The 16793-nt window shown below is 44.2% G+C and carries 14 protein-coding genes; 6 read left to right on the top strand and 8 right to left on the bottom strand.

The annotated features are described in order from the left end of the window. Positions 1–3: 3 nt before the first annotated feature. Entirely contained in the window at positions 4–2532 is a 2529-nt protein-coding gene (locus ACTRWF_RS04570) for an ATP-binding protein (protein ID WP_462835173.1), read from the bottom strand. Between the two features lie 116 nt (positions 2533–2648). Between ACTRWF_RS04570 and ACTRWF_RS04565 the strand changes: the two genes are divergently transcribed. Further along, entirely contained in the window at positions 2649–3008 is a 360-nt protein-coding gene (locus ACTRWF_RS04565; protein ID WP_462835172.1) for a VOC family protein, read from the top strand. Between the two features lie 135 nt (positions 3009–3143). On the opposite strand, the gene asd is transcribed toward ACTRWF_RS04565, so the two are convergent. Continuing rightward, entirely contained in the window at positions 3144–4268 is a 1125-nt protein-coding gene (asd, locus tag ACTRWF_RS04560) for an aspartate-semialdehyde dehydrogenase (protein WP_020743195.1), read from the bottom strand. Between the two features lie 398 nt (positions 4269–4666). Between asd and ACTRWF_RS04555 the strand changes: the two genes are divergently transcribed. Then, complete coding sequence (locus tag ACTRWF_RS04555) at positions 4667–4900, top strand: SDR family NAD(P)-dependent oxidoreductase (RefSeq protein ID WP_462835236.1); 234 nt, start codon at positions 4667–4669, stop codon at positions 4898–4900. A gap of 353 nt (positions 4901–5253) precedes the next feature. Then, the gene (locus ACTRWF_RS04550) at positions 5254–5820 is read left to right on the top strand and encodes a cytochrome b (RefSeq protein WP_020743197.1); all 567 of its coding nucleotides are present in this window, start codon (positions 5254–5256) and stop codon (positions 5818–5820) included. A 151-nt stretch (positions 5821–5971) separates the two neighbouring features. On the opposite strand, the gene ACTRWF_RS04545 is transcribed toward ACTRWF_RS04550, so the two are convergent. The 4 genes from ACTRWF_RS04545 to ACTRWF_RS04530 all read right to left on the bottom strand — a co-directional run bounded on the left by ACTRWF_RS04545 (position 5972) and on the right by ACTRWF_RS04530 (position 10345). After that, positions 5972–7567, bottom strand: a complete 1596-nt coding sequence (locus ACTRWF_RS04545) for a diguanylate cyclase domain-containing protein (RefSeq protein WP_462835171.1) — start codon at positions 7565–7567, stop codon at positions 5972–5974. Next, positions 7560–8003 (bottom strand): type 2 periplasmic-binding domain-containing protein, encoded by a 444-nt coding sequence (locus tag ACTRWF_RS04540; RefSeq protein ID WP_015066712.1) that lies wholly within the window; start codon positions 8001–8003, stop codon positions 7560–7562. Before ACTRWF_RS04540 ends, ACTRWF_RS04545 begins: the two co-directional genes overlap by 8 nt. A 9-nt stretch (positions 8004–8012) precedes the next feature. Further along, on the bottom strand, positions 8013–9257 hold the full coding sequence (locus ACTRWF_RS04535) for a hypothetical protein (protein WP_462835170.1): 1245 nt from the start codon (positions 9255–9257) through the stop codon (positions 8013–8015). 173 nt (positions 9258–9430) lie between these two features. Further along, the gene (locus ACTRWF_RS04530) at positions 9431–10345 is read right to left on the bottom strand and encodes a LysR substrate-binding domain-containing protein (RefSeq protein ID WP_462835169.1); all 915 of its coding nucleotides are present in this window, start codon (positions 10343–10345) and stop codon (positions 9431–9433) included. A gap of 143 nt (positions 10346–10488) precedes the next feature. Here ACTRWF_RS04530 and ACTRWF_RS04525 point away from each other — a divergent pair, with 143 nt between their 5' ends. After that, a complete protein-coding gene (locus tag ACTRWF_RS04525; protein ID WP_462835168.1) occupies positions 10489–10986 on the top strand; it encodes a YgjP-like metallopeptidase domain-containing protein in 498 nt (165 codons plus the stop codon). 130 nt (positions 10987–11116) lie between these two features. Next, complete coding sequence (locus ACTRWF_RS04520) at positions 11117–11536, top strand: CBS domain-containing protein (RefSeq protein WP_015066716.1); 420 nt, start codon at positions 11117–11119, stop codon at positions 11534–11536. Positions 11537–11639: 103 nt separating this feature from the next. Here ACTRWF_RS04520 and ACTRWF_RS04515 read toward each other — a convergent pair whose 3' ends face one another. Then, a complete protein-coding gene (locus ACTRWF_RS04515; protein ID WP_020743201.1) occupies positions 11640–14681 on the bottom strand; it encodes an efflux RND transporter permease subunit in 3042 nt (1013 codons plus the stop codon). 3 nt (positions 14682–14684) lie between these two features. Beyond that, positions 14685–15824, bottom strand: coding sequence for an efflux RND transporter periplasmic adaptor subunit (locus ACTRWF_RS04510; protein WP_015066718.1), 1140 nt, complete (start codon positions 15822–15824; stop codon positions 14685–14687). A gap of 138 nt (positions 15825–15962) precedes the next feature. On the opposite strand from ACTRWF_RS04510, the gene ACTRWF_RS04505 reads away from it, so the two are divergent. Continuing rightward, positions 15963–16577, top strand: coding sequence for a TetR/AcrR family transcriptional regulator (locus ACTRWF_RS04505; RefSeq protein ID WP_015066719.1), 615 nt, complete (start codon positions 15963–15965; stop codon positions 16575–16577). Positions 16578–16793 lie beyond the last annotated feature (216 nt).

The following is a 16793-nucleotide window of genomic DNA, read 5'->3' as shown; positions in this document are numbered from 1 at the left end:
GTATTAGCCAGCGGTGAGGTATCGACGTAAAGTGTCTACTAAGTGGGCTTTGTCAACGGGCTTACCAACATGAGCATTCATGCCGGCGGCCAGACACTCGTCGATATCGTGCTGCATTGCATTTGCAGTTAACGCAATACTGGGAGTATGCATCTTTAGCGTTTGCCGGATATGCCGTGTTGCACTTAACCCATCGACTTCAGGCATTTGAACATCCATTAAGACTAAGTCGAATTGGTTATTGGCTACAGCATTTATTGCCTCCTGTCCGTTAGAGACATGATGCAAGTCTAGGCTGAATTCTTCTAACAAAGCTTTGATCACTTCTACGTTGATGTCGTTATCTTCTGCGAGCAAAACACGTTTCCCCGCCAGCGTGCATGGCAATTTGTCAGACGAGTCCGTTGAAGCGACATGCTCAACGTCAGAGGCAATAGCGAAGGTTATATCAAACGAAAACGTTGTTCCCTTATTTACTTCGCTTTCAACCGATAAAGAGGAGCCCATTAATTTAAGTAAGTTATTGGTAATATTAAGGCCTAACCCCGTTCCTCCGTATTTTCTAGCAATAGAACTTTCCGCCTGTGTAAAAGGCGTGAATAGCTTTGCCTGGTTTTCTTTAGAGATGCCTATGCCATTATCTTTTACCCAGCAATGAAGAACACAGTGGCTATCACATGCTTCAATTAAAGAGATTCCAATTTGTACGGAGCCTTCTTGAGAAAACTTAACAGCATTGCTAATTAAGTTAGCCATTATTTGCTTAAACCTAAGCTCATCGAACATCAATTCACTGCTAAGGTTTTCGTCAATATTGAGTTCGAGATGTAAACCTTTGCGCTGCGCTTGGTCTGAAAAAATATCTCTTAACGTGTGAATGCTCGATTTTATATCGTGAGGTCTAATGGCTAGGGTTAATTTACCGGCCTCTATTTTTGAAAAGTCTAGCAGGTCGTTGATAAGCTGCAGCAGCATTTCTGATGCGGTGACAATTTTTCGTGTAAGCGTTTTCGTTTGCAAATCAGAAGAGCGCTTATCTACCGTTTGTCCAAAGCCGATAATGGCGTTTAAAGGTGTACGGATTTCATGGCTGATATTAGAAATGAATTCCGACTTTAAACGGCTGTGTTGCTCGGCCTTTTCTTTGGCCGATAAGTAAAGCGCGTTTGCCTGTTTTGATTTTCTTAAAAGTATTAAAATGATGACAATGGTGACCATTGTCAAAGCAACTAAGATGGTCAAGAGTGTTGAAAAAAGTCTTTGAGTTCTCTGCGCTTCGTTTTTCAGGAGTAAGGCTTCTTCGAATGCCTTATTTTCATTTTCGAGTAAATTAGCCCGTTCTTTCTCTTGGGTAATTTGTTGAACCAGGTTAGCGCTTTCAATAAGTTCTAAATCCTCGTACTTCTTTGCTTGTAAATATGCTTCGTGAAATACCTCAAACTGTTCGAACGCTAATTTATAGTTGCCTCTCGCTGCGGTGATATAAGCGGCGGTTTTTTCTAACTGCGCGCGCCACGTGGTTTGTTCATCTTCCCTATTTTCATCGTAAAGCTGGCGTGCAAGTTCTAGCGATTGATAGGCCTCATCTAACTCACCTAAAGTGAGGTGGGCCTCGGCTTTTAAGCGATAGATTTCACTATTGTAAAAAGATGAAGAAAGGGTATGGGTAAGTACTTTTTCAGAAAGCGCTATCGCAGATTTTAAATCTCCAGCACGATAATATGTCGTTGCTATCCCATAGATGGCTAGAAATTCTGAGTAATTAATATCTATTTCTTTATCGTGTTCAACGGCGCGCTCGAAGTAGATAATGGCTTTGTCGTAGTTACCTAAATTTCGGTATAAAATACCAATAGCATAAAGATTGTCGCTTTCTAAAATACGCTGATTGGCCGCTTGTGCGCCTTTAAGGGATTTCTCATGAAAGCGCAAGGCAAGGTCGAAAGCGCTAACTGACTGATAGTAATCTGCCACGATAGAATCGTAGAGGGGCCTTAGGCGAGAAAGATCGTGGGTGATAAGCAAGTCATTGACGGTGTTAATAAGCTCTGCATTGGGAGCGAAAACCTGCCCTTCACTGTAAGTAAGAATCTGATAAATTAAGGCGTAGGCTTTAACGTCAGCGGGTATTGAGGGGGCAGAAATTATAGCGTCAAAACGGTTGTAAGCTTCGGTATAGTTTGCACTTATGCCATACATTCTCGCTATTCCTGCTGCGATAATGAGCCCGTCTTTGGAGTTATCTTCTAAACCTTGTAGTTCGCGTAAAATATTCTCATCCGGTCGCTGATGTATTAACAGTTGATAGCGAACATATAAGGCGGCGACCGCTCTTTTCTCGTCCACTTTTAACGTATCAGATAATAAAAGCGTTTCTAATTCATCAATTGCAGCGCCTATCGGCATAGGCGAGGCTGTTTCTACTTGCAGCCTGATCTCGTTGACTCGGTCAGCTATCGATGCGTGAACATGAAATGCACCCAAACCTAATGCAAAAACGCATAAAAATGTCGTATGAAAAAAACGGTTCAAAGTTAGGCGCCCCCATGCCAGAAGACTATCAATACTAAAAGATTAAGATAGTTTATAACTTAATCAATAAGTCTAAACTACTTGAAGGTAAGAAATCACTTCAAGGAGAAGAGAAAATGCATGAGAGCACTAAACTTAACTACGTAGAGTTTGCTTCATTAAATTTAGCCGCATCTAAAACGTTTTTTACGTCCGCGTTCGGTTGGTGCTTTACCGATTATGGTCGTGAATACAGTGCGTTTAGCAATGCCGGTTTGGATGGTGGGATTTTTGCTGCTGAGCAAGTGACGCAAGCGGAAAGCGGGGCGCCTTTGCTTGTGCTGTATACTCCTAACATTTCTGACGCACAGCATAATATTGAAAATGCGGGCGGTACAATTACTAAGCCGCTATTTGATTTCCCTGGTGGTTGTCGCTTTCACTTTGTCGAGCCCGGCGGCAATGAGCTTGCTGTTTGGTCTGAGTCGGCGAAATAGACTCATCGACGTAGCTTAGTTTACAGGAATCTGTCTTACGCCACTAAAGGTCCAACGTCATCAACAAAAACGCCTTGCTTGTGTTCAATTCACGTCGCAAGGCGTTTTAATTTTTAATAAATAGAAAACTAGCGACTAGTTCTGCTCAAGCACGATGCGCAGCATTCTGCGAAGTGGCTCAGCAGCGCCCCATAACAGCTGGTCGCCCACGGTGAACGCAGAAATATATTCTGGCCCCATGTTGAGCTTACGAATACGGCCTACTGGAATAGACAGGGTACCGGTAACTTTCGCTGGCGTAAGTTCCCGCATGGTAGCATCACGGTCATCAGGAATAACTTTTACCCAATCGTTGTGCTTTGCAAGAATGCTTTCAATCTCGCTAACGGGTAAGTCTTTCTTTAGCTTAAGCGTAATTGCCTGGCTGTGACAGCGCATAGCACCTACACGCACGCAAATACCATCAATAGGTACTTCACTGCCTTGGATACCTAAAATTTTATTGGCTTCTGCTTGGGCTTTCCATTCTTCACGGCTTTGGCCTGAAGGAAGCTGAGAATCGATATACGGAATTAAGCTTCCGGCAAGTGGTACACCGAACTGCTCGCTTGGGTATTCTGCGCTTCGAATAAATTCAGATACTTGTTGATCGATATCCAATATAGCGGTAGCCGGATCTTCCACTTTGTCTTTTACATTAGCGTGAATGGCCCCCATTTGACTAATTAATTCACGCATGTGTTTAGCACCAGAGCCCGACGCCGCTTGGTAGGTCATTGGCGATGCCCACTCAACCAAGTCTTGCTCAAATAAGCCGCCTAGTGCCAATAGCATAAGTGACACGGTACAGTTACCGCCTACATAAGTGCGAATGCCCTTTTCAATGCCACTATCAATTTCTTTGCGGTTCACTGGGTCTAGTACAATGACTGCATCGTCTTTCATGCGTAGTGCTGATGCAGCGTCAATCCAGTAGCCCTTCCAGCCTGATGCCCGCAAGTCGTCGTAAACCGCTTTGGTATAGTCGCCGCCTTGGCAAGTAATAATAATATCTTGTTTAGAGAGCGCCTCGATATCATGCGCATCTTCTAAAACACCTGCATCTTTGCCAGCAAAATTTGGTGCTGCAATACCCTTTTGAGAGGTAGTGAAAAAGGTGGGCTCAATGTGCGCGAAATCTTGCTCTTCTTGCATGCGCTGCATTAATACTGAGCCAACCATACCGCGCCAGCCCACTAAACCTACTTTTTGTTGTGACATTAAATTGAGAACCCTTGTTACTAAATTGAAAAGTACCTCATTGTTTGCGTGCTTATTAAGCCAGCTTCACCAGTTTAAGCATGGTAATGACTTTTAATTGCTCAGCACCCAAACAATGGCGAACGCCGCTACCAATAGAGGGCGTAATACCTGTCGTTTTTATTTTTGTCCCCGCAGTCTAAGTGTTATTTATCGCGCTGGCTAGATGGTTTTTTATAAATAATCTGTTGGCGATATAAGCATGTTGAAAACGGTGCAATTGAAAGTAAGTATTATATAGATTTGATTGAAGCTGCTTTAACTAAAGTCACTATTATCGCAGGGAAGCTTGATTGGTAACCTAACGAAAAGGCTGTTGATGTATATGAGCAACATGCCATGTTTCGAACACAGTATTAATAACGGGCGCGACAGATGGAATAGGGTTAGAAACCGTGAAGATGTTGGGTAAAGAAGGTCATAACATTATTATTCACGGCAGGAGTAAAGCGAAGCTAGACAACATTAAAGGCGCGCTAGAAGCCCAATACCCAGCAAGTACATTTGCCGCTGTTCAAGCAGACCTTTCATTGTTTGATGACGTAAAGCAACTTGCTGTTGAGGTGAAAGCAAAATATAAACATTTATTCTGAACGCTTTGCTGAAGTTTCTGGTGAATATTTTGATAACGATCACAATACTTTTGCTCAGTTACAGTCTCTTCGCGAATGACCCCGCACACGTAACTAAGCTTATCGAAGAGATGGAGGCGATCATTTCTGCGCATTAATATCGGCTCTCATCAATTCTATTTTTGATAGAAAAGAATAAAACGTTGGATAGCCGTCTCATTTCTAGTATTTGCGAACTTTATTATATAAACGGCCTAAAAATTGCTTTTTAACTTTTACCGTTTCCCTCACAATGTGTGGGGGAATCAGCACTTGTTGAGATACGCTTTACGGAAAACGTAGTTCTTAACAAAAATTGTTAAAGTGAGGAAAGCATGCAGTACGATAGTCACACGAAACTTGCTACCACAACTGTATTTTTACATTGGTTAGTTGGACTAACCATTATTGGAATGCTCGCAACGGGCATTTATATGGCGGAAAACGGTGTATACACGCTTTATCCTTGGCATAAAGCCATAGGCTTCTTATTGTTGTTCGTAGCGTTAGCCCGCGTGGTTTGGCGTATGAAAAACGGCTGGCCATCCGCTGTGGCGAACTACAAACCCTTAGAGCACAAGCTTGCTACCGTCGTGCACTGGGTACTGATTTTATCAACGCTTCTAATGCCAATTTCGGGGCTAATGGCTTCTGTATTGGGTGGTCATGGTTTATCTGTTTTCGGTGTAGAGGTATTTGCTCCTAACTTTAGTGTTGATGACCCAGAAAAAACACTACCCATAAATTATGAGCTTTCAAAAGCGGGCGCAGCTATCCACTTTTACTTAGGTTATACCGTGATTGTCGCTTTATTGCTACACATTGCTGGCGCATTAAAGCACCATCTTGTTGATAAAGATGGTACGCTTAAACGTATGTTAGGTAAAACGATTAGCGAGTAGGCGCTATGTTGGTGTAACTTGGGTTGAAGCTTTGTAGCATCAAGACGATGGAACAGCTGTGGCCTATTAGACGCCAAGCACTCAATAACCTAAAATCCCAAAGCATTAATGCACATTTATGTATGCGCTAATACTGAGAGCCGAGTTGAATCTACTCGGCTTTTGGTTTTTCTGAATGAGCAAAGATAAGGTAGTCCTCTGGAGCCGCTATCTTATTTTGTTTCGCTTTATACATAGCAATATCCGCCAGTTTTATGAGCGCATGGGTGTTACTACTTGTTTGCGGGTAGAAAGCAACGCCCACGCTCATAGAAATTACGGTAGGCTTGGTATCATTATTAAAGTAGAAGGGCTGCTTTACCCCGTTGTTCACCTTTTCTATGACTTTTTGCACTGACGTCTCATCTTCCGCTTGAAGTAACAGAACAAACTCATCGCCACCCCATCGTATTGCTACGTCATTTTTGCGTATATTTTCTTTCAACTGTTCAGCAACGAAAATAAGTACTTCATCGCCTGCGTCGTGGCCGTAAATGTCATTAACCGCTTTGAACCCGTTTAAGTCTATAAGCGCTAACGCAAAGAGATGCTCTTTTCTCATCAACTTAGCAATAAGCTTTTCACCACCATTTCGGTTATAAATGCCAGTTAAAGCATCGAAGTCCGCTTGCAGCGCTAGCTTTTGAAGCTCTTGTTTTCGGCTTGAAATGTCATTTAACGTAAGCTGGTAGTAACGCTCGCCTTCGTCGGTCAGCAGCGGGCTTGCGATTAATTGCACCCACGTGACGTTATCGCTAACCGCAGATACGAGTTTATACTCGCCGGTAGCGAATTCATTTCGTGCAAAGGCCTCTTTGAGTGAGGCTTTCATCAACGTTGCGTTTTCAAATAACTCTTCGAGTAGTTCGCCATAGCCTTGCTTAATTCCAAGGCCAACCTTTTCTACCAAGTCATTGAATGCCTGGTTTCTAAGCTCGATAACCCCGTTTTCCGTCATTAAAACGGTTGCAGTTTTGGCATTTTCGAACAGCATCCTAAAGCGTTTTTCCAAAAATTCGATTTCTTCTCTTAGCTGCCGCTCTTGAGAGAACTGCTCCTCCACTTTGCTTAATAGCTGGTTGGTATCATCGACTAATACGCCTATCTCACTGCGGGCGTGATAATCTGGCACAGCAATGCGCTGTGTTGTGCCGGGGGTAATTTCGTGCAAGGAGCGGCTAACGCGGAGCATAGGTAAAATTATGATGTAGTAGGCGATAATTAACGCAACAATACCTACGACAAGTGCTTCCACGTATAGCGAATAGCTATTGTCGGTACTGATTGTCTCAGCTTGGCGGATAATATGATCAAAGTTTGGGTATATGTTTACTTCCGCTAATGTTTCTTCAGGTATAAACGGATGCCGTACTAAAAATACCCGAGGCTCAGAATTTAAGTTGATCGCTTCTGTAACGTTGAATTGATAATAAAGGGCGTCACTTTTAATAGAGGCCGCTAAAATTTTATCACTCTTAACTAAACCATTAATCGCCTCTTTAGCCAGGTCTTCATCTTCTAAGAAAGCCGCTATCGATGCGGTTGCACCAACAGTTCGGTAAAGCTCTTTGATATCTTGGTTCGCTTCACTAATTTCATGTTTGTAGGTGGCGCGATAAAAAAACTCTGCGGTGGTCAGCACCACTAGCATCGCAGCAATCACCAAAAAAAGTGCGAAACGAAAGCCTAAACCCTGAACATTAATCAAAACGATATACTACCTTCATTTTGTCGGTAACAGACGACTCATAAACATAGGCTAGGGCCGACTCATCAGCTTCAAGTCGCTGTCTAACATCATCTAGTGTCTGCTCAACTGCAGGAGGTTTCACTCGCCCGGAAAACTTTAATCTAGACCAATAGGCGTTAACACGGGCCAGCGGTAACCCAACTAATGCTTGGTAAAATTGAGCTTTTAGCTTTGCATCTAATTCAACATCAATGGGGGTTGCTTGCTTCCCGTTAGGAAACGCTGAATACTTGCCCATAAAAAGGTCAATTAAGCCTTTTTTATCTAATATCTGCACGTCATTCTTTTGATTAGTAACAACCACAATTGTGTCTGATACCTGTGCTGCACAAGAAAAGCTAGTAAATAAAAGCACTACTGTAACGATCAAGGGGGAGCGGCTAAAAAATTTCATGATGCCCCCTTAAAAGCTAAAGCTTAAAGCAAGGAAGAGGGTGTGCGCTATGCCTTCTTCATCATCAACAACGAGCCCATTTCTGGCTCTAAGACCCGTCCCCCGTGCATCTATATCAGTTCGTTCGACTTGGGCTTTGAACGCTAAATTCTCGCGTAAGTCCCAGCGCCAGCCGATCGATATGGTTTGTTGATTGTGAGCCAGTGTGCTTGCCACCTCTTCAACAAAAATAGCTAGTTCAGCAGTAGCAGGGATGATAGGGAAATTAGGCTGTTCTTTGCTTAGGAAATAGGCGTCTGTTTTTGCGAATGAAAAGAGGCCGTAAAAGGTGTGCGCACCATAAAGATAACTAACATTTAGAAAGCCATTAAAAGAGGGTCTTAGCGCTATAGACTCCGAGTCAATATGAGACAGCTCGCCAGACACCTCCCAATCACCCAAAAAGCGATTGGCATAAAGTGAGGTATATTGAATAGTAGCGTTGCGCAATTTTAGTGAATTTGAAAAATCGACAGCGCCACTCCAAAACGGCTGCAATTGGGCTACGTTTTCTGCCACAAAGGCGGTGTCAAAATTGTCACTTTCAGCTTCAGTTCGCGTGTGTTTTAACGCGACACTCCAATCAAACGCCGTTAACTCAATCCCAAGAGAGCGCAGGTTCTCAAAAGTAATAGGCTCAAAGGTATTGCTAGAAAAGTCGCTTTCTCCTTCGCCCCAAAAACCTTTTACCGAGAGATTAAAATCGCGATAACGCCTTAAATAGCTTATATCAGCCCCATCAAAACTTCGCGCTGGAACAATACCGTAAACTTCAGTCGGGACTTTTACCCAAGGGTAGGCAATGGAAACGTCTCTGGTGTCACTGAAATGGAAGATATCTGCTGCTAGCCTTCCCGCTCTTACCTGCCAGGATGGAGTAATGTCGTAGCGTAAAAAAGCCATTTGAGTGATAGAGTCTATGTTCTGCTCATCTTGCTCTCGATAAACAAATTGCCCTACGAAATCTAGGTCATCTGAAACGCTGTAATCGAGCTGTACGCCGATTAAACTTAGTGGTTTAAACGCAAAGCCGTCTTTTTTTGCATATTCTGCTTGTGAACGGTCGTTGCGAAACTGGTAAATTCGGGTATCGGCAGTGGCAGATGCTAGGGTACCAAACCCGCTAACTTTCAGCTTTTCTTGATCTGCTGAAACGCATTGCGCAACGAGTATACTTACTGCGGCCGCAATGAAAGTGAACGGCTTATTTATCATCTTTTTTCCCAGTTTGATGGTTGTTTCTACTATCGCTAACAATTTCATCGTTGTAAGAATTTTAGCTATTTCAAGCATAGTAAAGAAACGCAAGAACACATTAAAAATTTCCTATTTTTGTTTTAAAAACCGACGAGATACATGAAATAACGCAATTAAAATGGTGGCGTGTTCTACGCTACAATTCCACTGAGTTTTTCATCCCAGTATGGTGTGCCACTAAAGCGTTCGGCTAGATAATCAATAAATGCGCGTACCTTTGGAGCAAGCAAACGGTTGGTGGGATAAACAGCCCACAGGGCACAGTCGGTGGCAAGCGGGTAGTCATGTAATACTTGTACAAGCTCGCCATTTTCTAGATACGGGTAGCTGCACCAAGTGGCGGTTAGTGTTAAACCGCAGCCCTCAATACAGGCGTCGCGTACGGCTTCTCCATTGTCCATTCGCAGGTGATTAGGTGTTTTAATAGAGATAGTGCCGTGGCTTCCTTTAAAGCCCCACACTTCTAAGCCGGTAAGATTTACGATTTTATGATTTTTAAGATCGGCCGGCGTTTGTGGCGCGCCGTTTTCTTCTATATAGCTTTTAGAAGCAACGATAATACGCTTGTCATCGGCGAGTTTCTTTGCATGTAAATTCGAGTCTTTTAGCTCTGCATCGCGAATCGCCACATCAAACCCGCCTTCTACCACATCTAAAATGCTATCGCTAAATCGGAAGTCGATGTTCAGTTTTGGGTATTGTTTTAAAAATTCGTTGATGGCAGGCACTAAATGCATACGACCAAACGACGCTGGCGCGGTTACCCGCAACGTACCTTGCGGGGTTTGCGCTCCGCTACCAACCGCCGCTTGGGCCGTTTCAATACTATCTAGCACTTCTTGTGCGTGGGGCAAAAATTGTTTGCCTTCGTCGGTAAGCGATACTTTTCGCGTCGTACGATGAATAAGCCGAACACCCAAGGTGTCTTCAAGTTTGCCAATGTGGGCACTTGCCACGGCAGGAGATATGTTGAGCTCTCGCCCAGCAAGGCTGATATTCGCAGTGCTAGCAATACGCACGAAAAGCTTAAGATGTTCTATATTCATCGCAATTATCAATAAAATCTAAAAACTGTTTGCTTTTATAACCCCATTTGAAAAGCGCCAGTTGAAAAGTGCCAGTTAAAACAGCGAGCCCTATCCATAACGTCTAAATGCTTTATAATTCTCTGTGCAAAGGAGAAACAAACGTGAACGAATATGCGCGGTATTTTAATGGCTACCCTTCAACTATTGTAGAACAAGCCCTACAACTAATTTCGGACAATCGGCTAAAAAGCTACTTGTTGAAAAAATATCCCAAAGCCCATGCTATTACGACTGATAAGTTGCTTTATCAGTATGCCACCGATGTTAAAAAGCGGTATTTAAAAAACGCTCCACCGTTTGGACGGGCCGCGTTTAAAAAGCAAGGTGATATGGTAACTAACGCGTTAGGCACGCACACGTATCGTATGCAGGGCAAAACGCGTAAGCATGATTTAGCCATTAATAGTGACTTGTTGTGTGCGCCCGAGCCATTACTAAAAGCACTTGTCGTTCACGAATTAGCGCATTTTAAAGAAAAAGAGCACAACAAAGCATTCTATAAACTCTGCTGTTACATGGAACCCTATTACCATCAGCTAGAATTGGATTTAAGGTTATTTTGCGTCGCTGTTTCATTGGGCGAAAATCCGTATGCATAATGGCCTAATATAAGTAATGCGGTTATATTTGTACGTGGGTTAAAAATAAGATAGCGCTCACGAATGAGCTACCTGTAGTCATTGTGGAAGTCGCACCATATTATTGGTTTCAACTAAACAAGGAGTATCGATGGGCATAGCGAATATCATGTCTACACGGGTTGTCAGTGTTCACATGGATGATAGTTTACAGTCGCTAAGGGAGCTATTTGCTGCGACAGGTTTTCATCACCTTGTGGTAGTTCACGACAATAAACTACAGGGTATTATCTCTGATAGAGACCTGATGAAGTCGATTAGCCCTTTTGTCGATACGCTTAGCGAGCGCTTACTTGACCGAGCAACATTAGATAAGCGGGCACATCAAATAATGACGCGGGAGGTGATAACGCTTAACCCAAGTGATTCCGTGTTTGCGGCCATTACGCTTTTTAACAATCATAAAATTTCCTGTATTCCCATCATCGATGGAGATAGTCACCCGGTAGGCATGGTGTCGTGGCGCGATGTGATGAAGTTTATGCAAAGTAGGGTAGAGGCTAAGCGCTAGGTAAGTACACGCCAATCAAATATAGGGAACGCCCTATAACGGTAGCAGCCTCCCTGCCGGAGTTTATGGAAATTCCAGCAGAGAGGCCCGTTCTGTGCAAACGCTAGCTTTTGCGATAACTTACTTTAAACAGCAAGCTGTAAAGCACGGGGACCGCGATAAGGGTAAGCACAGTAGCAAACGCTAATCCGCCCATGATCGTCACCGCCATATCAGCAAAGAAGGCGTCGAATAATAGCGGCGCCATTCCTAAAATAGTTGTCACCGCCGCTAGTGAAACCGGGCGTACTCGACTTATCGTCGCTTCAACAATGGCTTGTCGTATCGCTAAGCCTTCTTCTATTTGAAGGTCAATTTCTTCAATTAGTACTATGGCGTTTTTGATCAACATACCAAATAAACTTAAGAAGCCTAACAGCGACATAAAGCCAAACGGCATATCGGTGGCTAGCAAACCGGTAACCACACCCACTATCGCCATAGGCACCACAAGCCAAATAATAAGCGGCTGACGGGCGTGTCCGAATAAGAGCACGGAAATAATAAACATGACTAAGAACCCTGCAGGTAGGCTAGCACCGAGGGCCTTTTGCGCATCGCTTGAGCTTTCAAATTCGCCGCCCCATTCAAGTGAATAGCCCTGCGGGAGGTCGATATCTTCAATTACTGGGCGAATGCGAGCTAGCGCTTTGGCTGCGGTTTCATCATCGCCAGGCTCCGCCTCAACAGTAATAGTGCGAACGCGGTCGCGGCGGTGAATGCGCATTTCTTCCGTCATCAGCTCTAAACCTTGCGAAACCTGTGTAAAAGGCACGTACTGGCGCTGTTGGGTGCTCCACACTTGCGATTCGCGGATAGACTGCAATTCGGTGTCTTCGGCCTTACCCATTTTCGCAACAATGCTATAGGCATAGTCGCCGTCTTGCACCGTACCTAGCTGAACGCCGCTACTTGCGTACTGAATGGTTTGGCTGAAGTCGCTATGGGAAACCCCAGCAATTCCTGCATTGTAGTTGTCGTATTGCGTATTAATGGCAAAGCCTTTTTCGCGCCAGTTATGGCGTATATCTTTAACCTGTCCATCTTCAAAAAGCCGGGCTTTTGTTTCTTCTGCAAGCTGTCGCAGAACGTCGGCATCCGGGCCAGAAAAACGGGCTTCTAATTTAGCGCCGGAACCCGGGCCAAACTGCATGCGTTCCATGTAAAAGCTTGCATCGAAATCTAGGTGGGTAAGTTTGTCTGCAAGCGCCGATTGAATAGCCGGAATATTTTCAAGTTCATTAGCCCGTACCATGAAAAATGCGTAGTTTTCATTAGCACTTTTAGGCGCATACGTTAGAGTAAAACGATCGGCACCTTGCCCAATGAAGGTGGTCACCGCCGTTACGTTTTCCATTTCCAATATGCGTTTCTCTGCTTCCTTAGCAACCTCTTCAGTGGCGCGAATATCACGGTCTTGAGGGCCCCAGTAATGGACAAAGAAGAGTGGCGCATTAGACGGCGGGAAGAACCCTTGCTTAACCATGCCAAAGCTGCCGTAGGCCACAATAGTAATGACAAACAACGCACCAATGGTTATCCAGCGTAGCCGCAGCGCACTTAACAACGTACCTTTGAACCATTTTTGCATGGCCGAGGGCTCATTGTTGTTTGTCTGATTGATGCCTTTACGGTAGAAGTATGAACCAAGTACAGGCACTAACGTCACCGCAAGTACCCAACTAATCATTAGGGATACCAGTACCACGGCGAACAAGGAATACAGAAATTCACCGGTAGCATCGTTAGAGAGACCAATGCCCGAAAACGCGGCAATACCAATTACCGTAGCGCCTAAAAGCGGCCATTGGGTGCGTTTCACGATAAAGCTGGCAGATTCTTTTGCGGTGGACCCGGTTGCCATGCGAAGCATCATGCCTTCGGCTACTACAATAGCGTTGTCTACCAACATCCCCATAGCAATAACCATAGCCCCAAGGGATATGCGTTGTAGCTGAATATCCATGAGCCACATGATGAGAATAGTGCCAAGTACGGTAACCAACAGTACGGCACCTACTACAACGCCAGAGCGCCAGCCCATAAATAAACACAAGGTAAGGGTAACAACCGCCACAGACATAACCAGATTATTAATAAAACCAGTTACAGACTCATCAACTACCGAGGCTTGATCGTAAATTGGGGTTAACGTAATACCGACGGGCAGCTCTTGCAGCAGCTTTTCTACTTTCGCGTTTACACGTTCGCCTACGTCTACAATATTAACGTCGGTGAGTGCCGACACCGACAGGGTAAGGGCTTCTTCACCGTTATAGCGCACGTGAACTGGCTGAATGTCAGCAGGCTCAAGTTTTAGTGTCGCAATGTCTGCAACGCGCAGCGAACGGTTTGTGCCCGGAACAACCACTGATAAATTCGATATTTCCTCAAGTCTGTCAGGGGCGCGCTCTACAATTAACCGTACGTTTTTTTCGTCTACTTTAATACGACCGCCGTTAAAGGGGCGCAAGTTATCCTCGAAAAGCGCGGCAAGATCAGGAAAAGAAATACCTAGGCCAGCGAGTTGGTAGGGGTTGATGTACGCCACAATTTGCTCTTTTTGAACGCCTGTTACATTAACCTTAGCTACGCCCTCTGTAGTAAGCAGGTCACGGCGTATAATGCGGGCAAACTCGCGAAGTTCTCGTGTGTCAAAATCCGGCGCACTTAGCGCGTAATAAAGGCCGTATACATCGCCAAAATCGTCGAACACTATGGGGTCTTGTGTACCGGCGGGCAGTGAACTGGCGGTGTCTCGAAGGCGCTTTCTTAATTCATCCCAAATTTGTGGCAGCAGGTTACTATCGTACGTGCTTTTCACTTCAACCGTAATTTCAGACAATCCCGGAGAAGAGACAGAAGTCACCTCCTTTAACTGCGGCATTTGTTGAATAGCAATCTCTAAGCGCTCAGTTACTTCACGCTCTACTTTCTCAGCACTTGCCCCTGGGTAATTGGTGTATACCTTTACTTGTTTAATGGTAAAGGCAGGGTCTTCTAAGCGGCCAATCTTGCTCATGGCTAATACGCCGCCTAATAAAAGTATGACGACCATTAACCAAACGTTAACCGGTTTGTCTATTGAATAGCGTGCGATATCCATAAACTACTTCTCTCCTTGATAAGGAAGCACTTTCATATTTGCACGCATTTGTGTGGCACCGGCGGCGACTACTTTTTGTCCTAGAGTCAGGTTGCTTTGGCCATTGCTTTCTATGATCGCTAGTTCGTCTTCAATGTGCTTAACTTCGACCGTTTGTTTGGTTACCGAGTTAGACGCTTCGTTGTATACCCAAACCGAGAAACCCGCATCGGCATTGCCCACAAGTGACCTTACCGGAACAACTAAGCCTTCAGGGTATAAGCTACCTTGTAAGCTTACTTTAACCACAGCACGGGCGCCGGGTGTAAGCGGCAGTTCTTCACGAGGCTCCATAGCAAATACCACTTCATAGGTTTGCGAAACGGGGTCGGGTTGCGTGGAGTGCTCTACGTAATTCACTGGATACCACTGACTGCGGTTAGTGGCTAACGTTGCGCTGGCTTGCTTGATACCACGACCAATATTTGCAGTAAGTAAGCGCTCAGGCACATTGATATTGAAGTAAATCTTTGACACGTCTTGTAGGCGAGCAATGGGTGTACCTGCGGCCACAAAGCTGTTGTTCTCAACAAGACGCTGCGATACTTTTGCATCGAAAGGCGCGTAAAGTTGCGTGTAGCTTAAATCTTGCTCAGCATTTTTTAAGTCGATAACGGCAAGCTCATAGGACGTCTTTGCCGAGTCTAACGAACTTTGTGCCACCAATTTTTGCGCGAACATTTTTTCAATTCGGTCGAGCTCACGTTTGGCTTGTTCCAGTCGCGTCTTTGACTCATCTACACGGCGTTCAAAAGGCTTTCGGTCGATTGTCGCCAGCAGCTTTCCTTTACTGATATCACTGCCTGTTACAAGGTCGGTTTGTATAAGCCTACCTGATACTTCAAAACTCAGGTCGACGGTTTTTACCGCCGATACCACAGCGGGAAAGGTAAATTCATCGTAGTCAGGAATATTACTGACCGTGGCTAACTTAACATAGCGAGGAGAGGTCTGTGATTGCTCCTTTACTGGCTCTTCAGAAGAACAAGCCGTAAGGGCAGAAACCGACAATATGCTTAAAAATAATAGGTGAGTAAATCGCATTATAGGCATAAGTGCGTGTAATCCAATGTCAGGGTAAATAATGTATAGACGTGTGTACATTAAGTCTTCGTTACTTCACAAAGGCAGAAATAGACGAATTTTACTTAAAGTAAACTGGTGAGTGCATTTTAGTGCGGTTACATTGAAAAGTAAACTGTACGGTGTAGAATGGAAGCATATTAATATGAGAACAATGTTATGACGGGCAACACACGTACGCGAAGTGATGCAAAGCGCGAAGCTATTATCCAAGCTGCAACTCAGGCGTTTCAGGAATACGGGGTTAACGGCACCAGTATGGATAAGCTAGCTGAATTGGCTAACGTTTCTAAGCGCACGGTATACAACCATTTTGCTACGAAAGAAGACTTGGTAATGCATTTGGTGACTAAGCAATTTGAGGACGCCAAGCTAAGCGTAACGGTAGTGTACGACCCAGCCCGTGATTTATCCGAACAGCTGTGTGAGCTAATTTTTCAAGATATTGAGTTTACTGTTACCGAAGAGCACCTTGATATTGCACGGGTTGCCATTGGGCATTTCTTCTACGAACCTGAAAAACTTAAAGATGAAGTGGCGCAATTAAAAGCGCAAGAGACTGCATTGCATCGCTGGTTAAAAGCAGCAAAAGCAGATAATAAGATTGATTTCGATGACTTAAGCCGTGTTGTTGATGAAATTGACAGCCTAGTGAAGGGCCAGTGCTTTTGGCCCCAGCTTTTCAAAATAGAAGATTCCTTGAGTATCTCGCAAAAGCGAAACGTTGCTAAATGTACTGTTGACTTAATTATTAGCCGTTATGCGAGACTGTAACTAATTTAATGTAATGGCCCTTGTCACCAGATACGTTATCGTACCCTCTATCACATAAGTAACATTGTAGATTTGCTGTTTTCAATATTTGCCGACTTCTACGTGTTTTGTTCTGTTATTACATGTCTTCAATAGGCTCATTTCTTTATTTTTCAGGTGCGTGAATAGACTTACTGGCTATTCATTGTCACTTTCACTTCAGAATATACTTCAAAA

The organism is Alteromonas sp. G5_S2_22_S1 (assembly GCF_054968525.1).
Note: the sequence above shows the minus strand (reverse complement) of the source record. Positions and strands in the feature narration are given on the sequence as shown.

Bases quoted from the DNA above. Each gene is read 5' to 3' on its own strand.
- ACTRWF_RS04565 (WP_462835172.1), top strand. From the start codon at position 2,649: ATGCATGAGAGCACTAAACTTAACTACGTAGAGTTTGCTTCATTAAAT.
- asd (WP_020743195.1), bottom strand. From the start codon at position 4,268: ATGTCACAACAAAAAGTAGGTTTAGTGGGCTGGCGCGGTATGGTTGGC.
- ACTRWF_RS04550 (WP_020743197.1), top strand. From the start codon at position 5,254: ATGCAGTACGATAGTCACACGAAACTTGCTACCACAACTGTATTTTTA.
- ACTRWF_RS04540 (WP_015066712.1), bottom strand. From the start codon at position 8,003: ATGAAATTTTTTAGCCGCTCCCCCTTGATCGTTACAGTAGTGCTTTTA.
- ACTRWF_RS04535 (WP_462835170.1), bottom strand. From the start codon at position 9,257: ATGATAAATAAGCCGTTCACTTTCATTGCGGCCGCAGTAAGTATACTC.
- ACTRWF_RS04530 (WP_462835169.1), bottom strand. From the start codon at position 10,345: ATGAATATAGAACATCTTAAGCTTTTCGTGCGTATTGCTAGCACTGCG.
- ACTRWF_RS04520 (WP_015066716.1), top strand. From the start codon at position 11,117: ATGGGCATAGCGAATATCATGTCTACACGGGTTGTCAGTGTTCACATG.
- ACTRWF_RS04515 (WP_020743201.1), bottom strand. From the start codon at position 14,681: ATGGATATCGCACGCTATTCAATAGACAAACCGGTTAACGTTTGGTTA.
- ACTRWF_RS04510 (WP_015066718.1), bottom strand. From the start codon at position 15,824: ATGTACACACGTCTATACATTATTTACCCTGACATTGGATTACACGCA.
- ACTRWF_RS04505 (WP_015066719.1), top strand. From the start codon at position 15,963: ATGACGGGCAACACACGTACGCGAAGTGATGCAAAGCGCGAAGCTATT.